The following is a 12,832-nucleotide window of genomic DNA, read 5'->3' as shown; positions in this document are numbered from 1 at the left end:
GCGAAGACAGTTGGTAGGACCCCGCCACTAACCACCACCCCGGCGGAGGCCCGGGCCCAATTGGAAAGGCCGTCGTAACGTAGCGCGGTCCCCCGTTACCTCCGTCCCCCAATTGGGCCCCGGCCTCCGCCGGGTGGTTGTCTTTGTTGGCGTGCATGAGCGTGAAGCGAGCTTTGGAAGGACCCAAGCCTCAAACCAGAATGCCCCGGTCGATCTCCGCAATCGACCTGACCCCCGTCAGCGCCATCGCTACGCGCATCTCGCGCTCGATCAGCGTCAGCAGTTGCGTCACCCCCGCCTCGCCCCGCGCCGCCAGCGCATACAGCCATGCCCGGCCCAGCAACACGCCGTCCGCCCCCAGAGCCAGCATCCGCACAACGTCCAACCCCGACCGCACCCCAGAATCCGCCAGCACGGTAAGCTGCCCCTTCACCGCCGCCGCGATCGCCGGCAGCGCCGCCGCGCTCGACAGCACGCCGTCGAGTTGCCGCCCGCCATGGTTCGACACGACGATCCCGTCCGCACCGATCGCCGCCGCCTCACGCGCATCATCGGGATCAAGGATGCCCTTGATGATCAGCGGACCGTCCCAGCCTTCGCGGATCCACTCCAGATCCTTCCACGCGATCGACGGATCGAAGTTGCTGCCGAGCCAGCCCATATAATCGTTCAGCCCGCTCGCCTTGCCCAGCACCGGTTCCAGATTGCCGAGCTGGTGCGGTCGCCCGTGCAAGCCCACGTCCCACGCCCAGCCGGGACGGCCCATCGCCTGCAACATCCGCCGCAGCGGCGCGCGCGGCCCCGACATCCCCGAATGCTGATCGCGGTAGCGCGCGCCCGGCACCGGCATGTCGACCGTGAACACCAGCGCCTTCGCACCCTCTGCCTTCGCCGTCGCCAGTAGGTCGCGCATGAACGCCCGGTCGCGAATGACATAGAGCTGGAACCAGGTCGGCCCGGTCGGCGCCGCCTTCACCACTTCGCCGAGCGAACACAGCGACACGGTCGACAGGCAGAACGGCACGCCCGCCGCATGCGCCGCCCGAGCCGCCTGAGTCTCGCCGCGACGATGGTACATGCCCGCGATCCCGACCGGCCCGAGCCCGACCGGCAACGCCTGATGCTGGCCGAACAACGTCGTCGACAGATCGAGATCGGACACGTCGCGCAACACCCGCTGGCGCAGCGCGATCCCCGACAGGTCGCTCACGTTGCGCGCGAGCGTCGCCTCCGCATAGGAGCCGCCATCGGCATAGTCGAACAGGAACCGCGGCAGCCGTCTGCGCGCAGCCTCGCGAAAATCCAGTGTCGATGCGATCGTCATGCAACGTCTGCCCTATTGCGTGGAGGCCAGCCACTTTCAGATATGAAACTGATGGCGATCGTGATCCGATGCGGCATAAGGACACGCCTTGCAATGACGACTGCGCCAGCCATGCCCCAATCTGCGTCCGAACCCCCACCCCCCTCCGCGCCAACACCCGACCATCCCGAGCCTAAAACGATCGGTACGGGTCCACGCGTCTATTCCGCGCCCGCGCTGGAAAAGGCGATCGACATCGTCGAACTTCTCGCGCGCGAGCCGAACGGCCTGACGGTCAGCGAGATCGCCAACCGTCTGTCCCGGTCGATCAGCGAACTCTTTCGCGTAATCGTCGTGCTCGACCGGCGGGGGTGGCTGCACAAGGATCCCGCCAGCGATCGCTACCGCGTGACCTACAAGCTGCTGGAAACCGCCCACCGCGCGACCCCAGCGCAGGAACTCACGCACGTCGCCGCGCCCCTGATGCAGGCGCTTTCCGCGATCGCGGTGCAGTCCTGTCATCTCGTCGTCGTCAACGGCACGTCCGGGCTAATCATTCTCCGACAGGAAAGCCCCGGACCGACCGGTTTTGCCGTCCGTCTCGGCACCAGCATAGCGTTGGCGACGAACTGCTCGGGTCACGTCCTGCTAGCCTTCATGGCCGCCGACGCTCGATCCGCGATACTCGACGCAACCATGCCCCCGGCAACCCGCGCCGCGCTCGATGCGTCGCTCGCCGCGATCCGCGACCGTGGCTATGAGTCGATCCGCTCCGCTCGGATGGGCGGCGTTTCGGACATTAGTTGCCCGATCTTCGGCTTTGACGGCCATGTCGTCGCCGCACTGACCATCCCGTTCCTCCAGGTCCTCGACGAAACCCCGCATATCTCGGCGGATGAAGCGCTGGTCGCGCTCAAAGGCACCGCGACCCGGATTTCACAAGCACTCGGCTGGTACGAACCCAGCGACCCGTCCGCCGGACGCAAGAGAGCAGAACCATGAAAACCATCATCCTGTCGCTGACGGCGCTCCTGCTCGGTACGGAAGCCCCGACCCTCGCATCACAGGCTGCAGTCGCCGCCACGAAGGCGGTCGCGGCCGATCGCCTCAACCTGAAATGGTGGGCGGATCGGCATGCGGCGATCCTGGCCACGCTTGCCCAACATCCGAATCCTTCCGTCGTCCTGATCGGCGACTCGATCACCAACAATTACGACAAGGCGGCACCGCCTGACGAGAATTTCGCACCGATCTGGGCGACCTTCTACGCCCCCCGCAATGCGCTGAACCTCGGCTTCAGCGGCGACCTGACCGACCACGTCTTGTGGCGGCTGCGTCACGGCGAAGTGGCGGGCATCCGGCCCAAGGCGGTCGTGTTGTTGATCGGCACCAACGACACCAACGCCGCCGGTCGTACCGCGTCGCAGGCGCAAAGAGGGATCGACGCCGTGGTCGACGACCTGAAACACCGCCTGCCAGGCACCAGGATCCTGCTGCTCGGACTGTTGCCGAGCGCGATCACGCCCGCCAAATCGGCGACCGATACGGCCGTGAACACGTATCTGGCGCGGCGCTATTCGAGCGATCCCCGTGTCACCTACCTCGATATCGGCACGATCTTCAGGAAACCCGACGGCACGCTGGACGATACGCTGTTCTACGATCCGCGCCTGCCGCAGCCTGGCAAGCCTCTACACCCCGACACACGCGGCCAGCGGATGATGGCCGAGGCGATCGAACCGACGCTGGCGAAACTGCTCGGCGAGCCGCCACGATGAACGGCCAAGTCGGCTGGGGTTTTCAGCGCTGTTCGCGATGGAGCGGGTGAAGGGAATCGAACCCTCGTCACTTGCTTGGGAAGCAAAAGCTCTACCATTGAGCTACACCCGCGGATGGCGATCTACGCCTGTCGCTCCGGTGCGTGCACCGGCTTTCGATGGTCGGCCGAGTGCCACAGTCCTGGCGGCGGCGTCAACGCCAAATTGTCCCGCCTGCCTTGTACCGACTCCCTAGCCGCGCAAGCCGAAAACCTGCGACCGGTCGGCTTCGGGGACCAGTCCTTCGAGTACCGCCCAGAACCCGGACACCGCGCTCTGTCCCGCGCTGGCATACGCCTCGGCCATCCGTATCCGCGCCGCCTCGAACAGTTCGCGCTCCATCTTCGAACCCTCGGCCGTCAGCCGCAGCAGCCGTTGCCGCCGATCGCGCTCGCCCGGCCGCGTCTCGACCAGCTTGCGCTCTGCGAGTTCGTTCAGCACACGGCCGAGCGACTGCTTGGTGATCGCCAACAGCGAGAGCAATTCACTCACCGTCATGTCGGGCTTGCGCGCGATGAAGTACAACGCCCGGTGGTGCGCGCGGCCCAGCCCCTCCTCGGCCAGCCCCTGATCGATCGATCGGGTCAGGTGACTATAGCCGAAATACAGCAGCTCCATGCCGCGGCGGAGTTCGGGTTCGCGAAGGAACAGGGGTGAAGCGGACGAAGCTGTGGCAGACATGTTGACCGGTTTAGACATCGCCCGTAGTCGTCGGCAACCCCGCCACGAGAGAGATTTTCGATGTCCGCTCCAGCATTTGCGCAATCCGCAACCTTCCGGCACGAACCCAACGCGACCCCGGTAGAGGCAAACGAGCGTGCAAAGCGGCTGATCGACCCCGGTTTCGGGCGTGTCTTTACCGATCACATGGCGATGATCCGCTACAGCGAGACCGAGGGCTGGCATGACGCGCGCATCACCGCGCGTGCGCCGCTGACGATCGATCCGGCCTCGTCGGTGCTGCATTATGCGCAAGAGATTTTCGAGGGAATGAAGGCGTATCGACTCGCCGACGGCCGCACCGCGCTGTTCCGCCCCGAGGCCAACGCGCGTCGCTTCCAGGATTCGGCGCGGCGTCTCGCGATGCCCGAACTGCCGACCGAGCTGTTCCTCGAATCGGTCGAGCGGCTGGTGAAGACCGATGCGAACTGGATCCCGGAAAGCAATGGCGGCGCGCTGTACCTGCGCCCGTTCATGTTCGCGTCCGAAGTCTTCCTCGGCGTGAAGCCGTCCGCCGAATATCTCTACATGGTGCTCGCCTCGTCTGTCGGCGCCTATTTCAAGGGCGGCGCACCCACGGTGTCGATCTGGGTGAGTCAGCAATACACGCGCGCTGCTCAGGGCGGCACCGGCGCGGCCAAGTGCGGCGGCAACTACGCGGCCAGCCTGCTCGCGCAGTCCGAAGCGATCCGCAACGGCTGCGACCAGGTCGTCTTCCTCGATGCCGCCGAACGCCGCTGGGTCGAGGAACTCGGCGGCATGAACATCTTCTTCGTGTTCGACGACGGCAGCATGGCGACCCCGGCCCTCACCGGCACGATCCTGCCCGGCATCACGCGCGACTCGATCCTGACGCTCGCACGCGCGAACGGCATCGAGGTCCGCGAGGAAGGCTACACCTTCGACCAGTGGCGCGCCGACGCGGCGAGCGGACGGCTGGTCGAGGCGTTCGCCTGCGGCACCGCTGCGGTCGTGACTCCGATCGGTACAGTAGCGAGTCCCGAGGGCCGCTTCACGATCGGCGATGGTGCTCCCGGTGCGCTGACGATGCGGATGCGCGACGCGCTCGTCTCGATCCAGCGCGGCACCGCCCCCGACGAGAACAACTGGCTGCACCATCTCGCCGATTGACGTCCGCAAGGGCTTTTCACAGGCCGCCGCCCCGCTATAAGGCCGCCTCTGTTGGGGCGTCGCCAAGTGGTAAGGCAGCGGCTTTTGATGCCGCCATGCGCAGGTTCGAACCCTGCCGCCCCAGCCAACTATTGATCTTCCTGTATCATATCAGAAAATTCACGCCCTTAGCACAATCGAATGCGCGCATTGCGTGACCGCGGAAGGATCGCCGCGCTGCGTCGCTCGAGCATGCTTATCGCCGCGATCACATTTTAGGTGGCGCCGGGTTTACCGCCTGTTCGACAATGCACACCTCGAACTGCGGCTGTCGTTAAGAACCGATCGCGTGAAGCGCGTAGCCGGGGCGCCGCGCTCCCCGCAGCCTCCTAACCGGTGGTGGCAGTGATGGACGAACGAACCAAGGCAGCCGACGCGAGACGCCCTACCCCGCTAGTTGCTGCGGTAGACGAGCGTCTGACTGAGCAGCGTCGCTAAAGTACGTTTGCGGAGGAGGCTTTCCGAACTGATGCAAAGCCAATTGCGTTTGCGCGTGCGGGACTGGGTCATCGCAGTGCTGCTTTAGCCGCCGCACTTGGCATGCGCACCCACATCGCTGTAGACTAGGGAATGCAACTGACCCGGCCGCAAGCTGAATCGCTCGCGCGCGACGGCATGGCCGCGCTCCGCAACGGTAACGCGGAACGCGCGTATGACATGTTGTCCCTTTTACGCGATGGTGCGCCGGGCATGCCCGCGCCGTGGTTCCTGATCGCTCAGGCGGCGCAATCGCTCGGCCGCGACGATGAGGCGGAAACGGCATTGGTGCAGTTCCTGGCAGCCGAACCGCGCCATCTCGCTGCGCTGTTGACGATGGCCGCGCTTAAGGTCCGACGTGGCGACGATCGCGCGGCGCAATCTTTTTATCGGACCGCGCTGAACGTCGCTGCGCTTCCGAATGCGACGATCGCGCCTGCGCTCGTGCCGATGCTGAGGGCGGGCGAGGCGTTCTTGGCGGATTGCGCCAAACGGTTCGCAGAACATCTCGGCGATGCACTAGCCGGGACTTGTCTGACAGCAGGCGCGTCGGGCGGGCGCGTCAGGTACGCGCTCGATCTGCTACTCGGGCGGAGCGACCTGTATCTGCAACAGCCGTCGATGTTCTATTTTCCCGGACTTGCGCAACGCGCGTTCTTCGAGCGCGATGAGTTCGCATGGGTTGCCGCCATCGAAGCCCAAACTGCGGAAATGCGCGCCGAACTCGAAAGCGTCGTGGCCGCCGAACAGGGTTTCGCACCCTATGTTCAATCGACGGCCGATCGCCCCGCGCCAGCCAACCCGCTGCTCGACGATCCAAGCTGGAGCGCGTTCCAGTTGTGGCGCGGTGGCGAGCGCGTCGAACCGAACGCATCGTCCTGCCCGCACACCATGGCCGCGCTTGACCATGCACCAATCCCAGTGATCGCGGGCCGCTCGCCGATGGCGATCTTCTCGTTGCTGAAGCCGGGCACCCACATCCTGCCACATCACGGAATGCTCAATACGCGGCTCATCTGTCATCTGCCGCTGATCGCACCCGATGGATGCGGGCTGCGGGTCGGCGCGGAGGCGCGTGCGTGGCAGACCGGTGAGATGCTGATCTTCGACGATTCGTTCGAGCATGAGGCGTGGAACCGCGGCACGGACTCGCGGATCGTGCTCCTGTTCGAGGTTTGGCGGCCTGAACTAACTGCCGACGAACGCGCGGCGTTGACCGATATCTTCGAGGCTATCGACACCTATCAGGGCGCGGCGGTCGACGCGGGCTGAGCCCATCGCTGCCGGGAATCCGTCGGCACCGAGCTCAGTCGACGATATCTCCGCTGTTGCCGAGCTTATTGCCAAGGGATCCGAACAGGTGACGGAGCATGATTGTCTCGTCACGCGTCAGATGGGGATTCCAGACATCGACGATCAGAACCGCACGGATCGTGTCGCCATCGTTCCAAGCCTCATGCTCGATCGTATCGTCGAACACGAACGCCTCGCCGACACGCCATTCGCGGGTCTCGCCGCCCACGCGGAACCCGCATCCGTCGGGCACGATCAGCGGTAGGTGCACGACCGAGCGAATGTTGCTGACCCCGGTGTGCGGCGGCAAATGCGTGCCGGGCTTCAGAATGGAAAAAAATGCGGTCGGTGCGCGGCCCCGAATATCCGCCAGCGGCAGCGCATCGAGGATCGCCGCGGTCTGCGGACAGCGCGCGCAGACCGCATCGTCGCGGACGCCGTAGCGCCACAGATAACGTGCGCTCCATTGGTCCGAGCGATCGAGTGGGCTCCACCGATTGGCTGGCGTGCCCGCCGGCATCGCGACATAAGGCGTGAAGTCGGACGATGGCTCGGCGAGCAGCACCTCCAACTCGGCACGGATCGCGGGCGTCGCCGCCTCGAAATCGGCGAGCCACCCGAACTGATCGCGCGAGAAGAATTCATCGGCCGGCAGGAATGGGAAATGCATCCCGTGCGGCGCCGGTGCATAGATCGTCCGACGCCCGAGCATCGCATCGACGCACGCGTCGAACCGCCGGCGTTGCGCAGGACTCGCGCCAGCCCGCAGCGGCTGCATCGCAGCGTCGACATCGTCCGAGAGGACGCGCGTGTGGAGCGCGATCCGCTCGGATGCTCGCGCCAGCAATTGTTCGAGCGGTGGCGATCGATCCGCTATCAATTGGACGATCGTCGCCACCCCACCCCAGCGGAACGCCGCCTGCGCGACATTGCCGATCCTGTCGTGCAGCTCGGCGAGACGCACGTTTGCCATCAGATTACGCTGGTCGAGCGCCAGCGCCCGCTCCAGTGCGGCCTGTTCCGCCGTGGCATCGCCAAGCCCGCGATACGCGCTCGCCAGGTTCATCCAGAGCGGCGCCGCGGCGGGATCGGCGTCCGCTGCACGCGCGAAATACCCAGCAGCGGCGTGGTCGTCGCGCCCGAGTGCCGCCATCCCCAGCGCGTTGAGCGCGACGGGATGGTCTGGTGCGATCGTCAGGATCTCGCGGAACGCTGCGCCAGCCCGATCCCGGTTGCCAGCACGTTGCGCGCGATCGATATCACGCAGCAGCTGTCCAACCGCGCGGTCTCGCAAGTGTTCATGAAGGCCGTGAGGCTCGCTCAGTGGCCGCCGGTCGCGGAGCGATCGACCATGTCCTGTCCCGTCGCGCGAGCGGCTTGCGCGATCTGGCCCCATTCCGCCCGGGTGTGGCAATCACGACGCGTTTCGATCAACGATCCCGCCGGCGCAGATCGCTTGCAGATCATGCGCTCCGGCTTGACGGGCGCCTTGTCGGTCACGGCGGTTTTTGCTGACGGCTGCTGTGCGACAACCGGGGTCGCCACGAGGGCGAATGCCAACCCGATCATGATCTGCCTCATATCTTCCACCCATTTTTAAATTTCGTAACGGTCAGCATCATGCCCTATTTGTGTCGGCCCACAATCGAAATCCGACGGTTTGGGAATGTGCATGGTCGGTGGCGAACCCGAGCGCGATATGCGATCCAGCTGCGATGACAAACCCAGCTCAAAACGCTCCACTCACGGATAGGAGCACGACCGGCAATGCTGCACGGATTGCCGATCCTTGCTGGCTCGCACATCGCTACGATCCGGACCGCGACGCCGTTCATCTGGTCGCCGCACATCGGGCGATGCGCGCGGCAGCGACCTTCCTGATCGACGAACATCTACCCACCGCCGCGAACCCGGTCGTCGTAGCGCGACGCGAGGCCATCGCTGCCATCCAGCGTGTCGATCCGGTCCATTTCATTTTTCATTCGGCCTATTGCTGCTCGACATTGCTAGCGCAGGCACTGGACCGCGTAGGGTTTTCTTCCACGCTGAAGGAGCCTGTAATCCTCAACGATTTGGTTGGGTGGCGCCACCGAGGCGGTAACCCTGCCCTGATCGCGGACCGGCTTGATGGCGCACTTACCCTCCTGTCGCGCTCGTTCCAGCCAGGCGAGGCGGTGATCATCAAACCCTCGAACGTCGTTAACGCACTCGCGCCGACGATGTTGACGATCCGCCCAGAGGCACGGGCCATCCTGCTCTACGCGCCGCTCCGGGTGTTCCTGACGTCGATCGCGCGCAAGGGGATGTGGGGGCGGCTATGGGTGCGCGAGTTGCTCGCCAAGCAACTCGCCGACGGCATGGTCGATCTCGGCTTTGCGCCTGAGGATTATTTCCGGCTGACCGACCTGCAAGTCGCGGCGGTCGGATGGATCGCGCAGGCCGACCTGTTCGCCTCGCTGGCGGCGCGATTTCCGGGGCGGGTACGATCGTTGCAGAGCGAGACGCTACTCGCCTCGCCGCGCCCCGCGCTGGCGGCGATCTGTACGCTGTTAGGTTTGCCCGACGATCCAGGCACCATCGACGCGTTGGCCAGCAGCGACGCGTTCCGCCGCAACGCAAAGGACGGCAAGGCGTACCGCGCTGCCGACCGCACCCGCGAGCAGATCGACGGCGCCGCGCTGTATGGGGACGAGATCGACAAGGTGCTGGTCTGGGCCGAAGCGGTCGCGCGCGGTGCCGGCGTAGCGCTGGATCCACCTCTACCGTTGCTGGGCTGAGAGCCGCCAGCGCGACTGCCTCCTGGGCCCTGTCGTCAGGTGACCCAACCGCCCGTGTATCGAATTGCGTCGGTATCGCAACGAGCCCCAATCATCGATCGGCCGGTCTTGCGCAGACAAAAAAAAGGGTGGCTCCGAAAAGCCACCCTTCCAGTTCGGATCGGCGCGGATCCTAGAAGTGCAGGCGCGCACCAACCGAGAAGCGACGGCCCAGCGCGTCATAGGTCGACGGATAGGTGTTGCCGCTGTTGAAGCTGGTCGAACCCACCGTCGAGCCGACGAGTGGCGGCTGCTTGTCGAGCAGATTGCTGACGGTGATGGTCAGGTCGAAATTCTCGGCGATGCCGATGCGGGTCGCCAGATCGAAGTAGTCGAACGACGGGATACGCGTGAAGTCCACACTCTGGCCAGCCAACGCGCCGCCCGTGAGGTTACCGACAAACGCCTCGCCGTTGCCGTTGGCGATATCGTCCGGCTCCTGGCGGACGCCGTCGATGTGGCGCCAAAGTACCGACACGTCGATGTTGTCGGCGAACGTCAACGTCGCACGCGTGTTCCAGGTAAATTCCGGCTGGATCGACCCGGAGCCCCCCGCAACCGCGCTTGCCGCGCCACCGCAGTTGACCGAGTAGAAGCCGATGCACTCACGGTTGAGCAGGCCAGGTGCCGCCTGGAACTTGGACGATTTCGACCAGTTGCCCTGGAAGGCCAGCGCCAACTTGACGCCTTCTGTGATCGGCGTGCGATAGTTCACCCCGAGATCGATACCATCCGTCTTGACCACGCCGAGGTTCGAGATCGCGGCAAGCAGGCCACGCGTCGTTGCAGGATCGCCATCGAGACCGCCCGTAACCGGGTTGCGCGAGATCGCAAGGCAGGCCGGGCTGGTCGCGCTGGCGGCGTTGATGTTGTCGAAACACGCCGAGATGATGTCGCCCGGTGCGAACTGCGAAATCGCTCCCTTGATCTTGATGTTGTAGTAATCGACCGTGATCGACAGGCCGGGCACGAACTGCGTGGGCTGCAGTACGACGCCGAGCGTGTAACTGTCCGATTTCTCGGGACGCAGGTCCAGATTGCCACCGGACGTGATGTTCGCCTGGCCTGCGGTCGGAATGGCGATGAGGCCAATTGTCGACGCGGGTGCACCCTGGGCGAGGCACACCGCGCGGAGGTCTGCGTTGCCCACTGGTGCGGAGCCGGCGCACCGATCCGTCGCCAAGTTGGTCAGGCCCGTGTTCACCGGCGAGAACAGCTCGCTGATGTTCGGCGCACGTACGGCGCGCTGGTACATGCCGCGTACCTTGAGGCCCATTGCCGGCTCCCAGCTTCCGCCTGCCTTGTAGGTCGTCGTGTTGAAGGTCGGTGCCGAATTCGCGAACACCTTGTAGTGCGAATAGCGCGCGCCGGCTTCGAGCGTCAGACTCCGGAAGAAAGGCTTGTCCTGGATCAGCGGCGCGATGAGCTCGCCGAAGCCTTCGCTCACTTCATAGCCGCCGTCGATGTTCGGTGCAGCACCACCGGCACCACCCAACTCGCCTGCCGTCTGCGCCAGCGTGTCCGAACGCTGCGATGCGCGATACTTGCGGTACTCGCCACCGGCGGCGAAACCGATCGCGTCGGTTGCGAACGGTGATGCAAAGCCGAAATCGCCGTTCAGGACCGCACGGGCCTGAGCCAGCGACGTCCGGACCGTCGACGTGCTCTCGCCCGTGATGTAGTTGGTCATCGCAGGCGTGATCGAACCGTCGGCGCCAAAGACGTTGAGCGGGACACAGCCGCTGCCGGCATCAATTGCGGCACCCTGTGGTGCGCCAGTCAGGCAGGTCGTGGTATTGGTCGCGTAGACCGCCGAACGCACGCGCGACGTCAGGACATAGCCCTGCAGCGTCTGCGTATTCTCGGATTCGCCATAGCCGCCCGATACGTCCAGCTTGATGCCGTCCGTCAGGCCTACCTTCACGCCAGCGCGATAATCGAAGATGGTCGTCTGATAATTGGAGATGCGCGGTCCGACTTCGGTCGTGCGACGCGCGAGGTTGGTCGTGATTGTGCGAAAGTTGGGGTCGGTTGGCAGGAGTGCGGTCGATGCCGCAGCGCACTGCGCAACGGTAATTCCCGAGGCGGCGCAAAACTGCGACCGCGCTGCCGCCGGCAGATACGGGTTCGACAGCGGAACGACGATCGACGAATTGAACACGCCCGACGGTGCGATGATCGTGTTGACCGTGTTCTTCGAGAACAGGCCGCGCGTATAGACCTCGACCGTGTCCGAAACCGCGTAATGGCCCGCGCCGTACATGTTGAAACGCTCGAACGGCGTCTGGAAGATGTTGTACGGGTTGAAGTTGAACGGCGTGACAGTCGACGTCAATGCGCCGGTGGCCGGATTAATCTGGCGACGCCCGCCCAGCGAGAACACCGACGGAGTCGTCGTGCCCGAGCCGCTCGATGCGCCCGAGAACGAGTCGTAGTTCTGGATCGAATAGTCGCGCTCGCCCTGATAGACGGGATCAGACTGCTGATAGCCTACCGAGAACACTGCATTGCCGCGGCCGTCGTCGAAATTCGCGCCGATCGTGATGTCGCCGCGGAAATAAGCACCGTCGCCACGCTCGGTGATCTGGTTCGATACCGATGCATCGATACCCGAGAAATCCGACCGGGTAATGAAGTTGACGACGCCAGAAACGGCATCGGCACCGTAGGTGGTGGCGGCACCGCCGGTCAGCGAGTCAACGCGTTCGACCAGCGCGAGCGGAATATTGTTAAGATCGACGCGGCCCAGCAGGCCCGATGGCGCGATGCGGTTGCCGTCGATCAGCACGACGTTGCGGAACGAACCGAGGCCGCGGAGATCGACGTAGGATGCGCCGCCATTGCCGTTGTTCACAGCCGAACCGATACTCGGAGTCGCGCCTGGGAGCGTGCGCAGAACGTCTTCTGCGGTGTTCGACTGACGAAGCTGAATTTCCTCCTGCCCGATCACGGTGACCGGTGCCGATGCGATCAGTGCCGGGTTCTTGATCAGCGAGCCGGTAACGACGATGTCGCCTTGGCTGTTTTCCTCAGAGGGCGCTGCTTCCGACGTCGTCATGCCGACTTCGCCCTGAGCATTCGCGCCTGGCGTGGTCGCCTGGGTCGCGGTCGCGCCGCCAGCGCGGATCCCCGAATTGTCACCCTGGACCTGCGCGAACGCTGGCGTGGCGAGCGTTGCCGCTCCCATGAGAAGCGTGGTCGCAAGCAAGTGTGCACGAGCAGCAGATGTCATATTG

At 64.8% G+C, this 12,832-nt stretch carries 10 protein-coding genes and 2 tRNA genes; 6 read left to right on the top strand and 6 right to left on the bottom strand.

Going from position 1 to position 12,832, the window contains the following annotated elements; genetic code table 11:
* Positions 1-190: 190 nt before the first annotated feature.
* The gene (gene lldD, locus QFZ54_RS03045; RefSeq protein WP_307084285.1) at positions 191-1,324 is read right to left on the bottom strand and encodes an FMN-dependent L-lactate dehydrogenase LldD; all 1,134 of its coding nucleotides are present in this window, start codon (positions 1,322-1,324) and stop codon (positions 191-193) included.
* Between the two features lie 93 nt (positions 1,325-1,417).
* Between lldD and QFZ54_RS03040 the strand changes: the two genes are divergently transcribed.
* Together QFZ54_RS03040 and QFZ54_RS03035 are read left to right on the top strand one after the other, a co-directional pair.
* Positions 1,418-2,305: an IclR family transcriptional regulator gene (locus tag QFZ54_RS03040; protein WP_307084283.1), complete on the top strand. Its 888-nt coding sequence runs from the start codon at positions 1,418-1,420 to the stop codon at positions 2,303-2,305.
* On the top strand, positions 2,302-3,081 hold the full coding sequence (locus QFZ54_RS03035) for a GDSL-type esterase/lipase family protein (protein WP_307084281.1): 780 nt from the start codon (positions 2,302-2,304) through the stop codon (positions 3,079-3,081). The genes QFZ54_RS03040 and QFZ54_RS03035 overlap by 4 nt, the downstream gene beginning before the upstream one ends.
* Positions 3,082-3,119: 38 nt before the next feature.
* Here QFZ54_RS03035 and QFZ54_RS03030 read toward each other — a convergent pair.
* Positions 3,120-3,193 (bottom strand) — tRNA-Gly (locus QFZ54_RS03030).
* 119 nt (positions 3,194-3,312) lie between these two features.
* Complete coding sequence (locus tag QFZ54_RS03025) at positions 3,313-3,801, bottom strand: MarR family transcriptional regulator (RefSeq protein ID WP_307084279.1); 489 nt, start codon at positions 3,799-3,801, stop codon at positions 3,313-3,315.
* Between the two features lie 60 nt (positions 3,802-3,861).
* Between QFZ54_RS03025 and QFZ54_RS03020 the strand changes: the two genes are divergently transcribed.
* From QFZ54_RS03020 to QFZ54_RS03010, 3 genes are all read left to right on the top strand, one after another.
* Entirely contained in the window at positions 3,862-4,971 is a 1,110-nt protein-coding gene (locus tag QFZ54_RS03020; RefSeq protein ID WP_307084278.1) for a branched-chain amino acid aminotransferase, read from the top strand.
* 52 nt (positions 4,972-5,023) lie between these two features.
* Positions 5,024-5,098 (top strand) — tRNA-Gln (locus QFZ54_RS03015).
* A 482-nt stretch (positions 5,099-5,580) separates the two neighbouring features.
* Entirely contained in the window at positions 5,581-6,759 is a 1,179-nt protein-coding gene (locus QFZ54_RS03010) for an aspartyl/asparaginyl beta-hydroxylase domain-containing protein (protein WP_307084276.1), read from the top strand.
* A gap of 34 nt (positions 6,760-6,793) precedes the next feature.
* Here the strand turns inward: QFZ54_RS03010 and QFZ54_RS03005 are convergent, their stop codons facing one another.
* Positions 6,794-8,074 carry an aspartyl/asparaginyl beta-hydroxylase domain-containing protein gene (locus QFZ54_RS03005; RefSeq protein ID WP_307084274.1) on the bottom strand — a complete coding sequence of 427 codons (1,281 nt, stop codon included), beginning with the start codon at positions 8,072-8,074 and terminating at the stop codon, positions 6,794-6,796.
* A gap of 26 nt (positions 8,075-8,100) precedes the next feature.
* The gene (locus QFZ54_RS03000) at positions 8,101-8,361 is read right to left on the bottom strand and encodes a hypothetical protein (protein WP_307084272.1); all 261 of its coding nucleotides are present in this window, start codon (positions 8,359-8,361) and stop codon (positions 8,101-8,103) included.
* Positions 8,362-8,495: 134 nt separating this feature from the next.
* On the opposite strand from QFZ54_RS03000, the gene QFZ54_RS02995 reads away from it, so the two are divergent.
* The gene (locus QFZ54_RS02995) at positions 8,496-9,557 is read left to right on the top strand and encodes a hypothetical protein (protein WP_307084270.1); all 1,062 of its coding nucleotides are present in this window, start codon (positions 8,496-8,498) and stop codon (positions 9,555-9,557) included.
* 172 nt (positions 9,558-9,729) lie between these two features.
* On the opposite strand, the gene QFZ54_RS02990 is transcribed toward QFZ54_RS02995, so the two are convergent.
* Complete coding sequence (locus tag QFZ54_RS02990; RefSeq protein ID WP_307084268.1) at positions 9,730-12,828, bottom strand: TonB-dependent receptor domain-containing protein; 3,099 nt, start codon at positions 12,826-12,828, stop codon at positions 9,730-9,732.
* Positions 12,829-12,832 lie beyond the last annotated feature (4 nt).

The sequence above is a fragment of the Sphingomonas faeni genome, from assembly GCF_030817315.1.
Lineage (GTDB): Bacteria > Pseudomonadota > Alphaproteobacteria > Sphingomonadales > Sphingomonadaceae > Sphingomonas > Sphingomonas faeni_C.
Note: the sequence above shows the minus strand (reverse complement) of the source record. Positions and strands in the feature narration are given on the sequence as shown.

Bases quoted from the DNA above. Each gene is read 5' to 3' on its own strand.
- lldD (WP_307084285.1), bottom strand. From the start codon at position 1,324: ATGACGATCGCATCGACACTGGATTTTCGCGAGGCTGCGCGCAGACGG.
- QFZ54_RS02995 (WP_307084270.1), top strand. From the start codon at position 8,496: ATGACAAACCCAGCTCAAAACGCTCCACTCACGGATAGGAGCACGACC.
- QFZ54_RS03010 (WP_307084276.1), top strand. From the start codon at position 5,581: ATGCAACTGACCCGGCCGCAAGCTGAATCGCTCGCGCGCGACGGCATG.
- QFZ54_RS03035 (WP_307084281.1), top strand. From the start codon at position 2,302: ATGAAAACCATCATCCTGTCGCTGACGGCGCTCCTGCTCGGTACGGAA.
- QFZ54_RS02990 (WP_307084268.1), bottom strand. From the start codon at position 12,828: ATGACATCTGCTGCTCGTGCACACTTGCTTGCGACCACGCTTCTCATG.
- QFZ54_RS03020 (WP_307084278.1), top strand. From the start codon at position 3,862: ATGTCCGCTCCAGCATTTGCGCAATCCGCAACCTTCCGGCACGAACCC.
- QFZ54_RS03000 (WP_307084272.1), bottom strand. From the start codon at position 8,361: ATGAGGCAGATCATGATCGGGTTGGCATTCGCCCTCGTGGCGACCCCG.
- QFZ54_RS03025 (WP_307084279.1), bottom strand. From the start codon at position 3,801: ATGTCTGCCACAGCTTCGTCCGCTTCACCCCTGTTCCTTCGCGAACCC.
- QFZ54_RS03040 (WP_307084283.1), top strand. From the start codon at position 1,418: ATGACGACTGCGCCAGCCATGCCCCAATCTGCGTCCGAACCCCCACCC.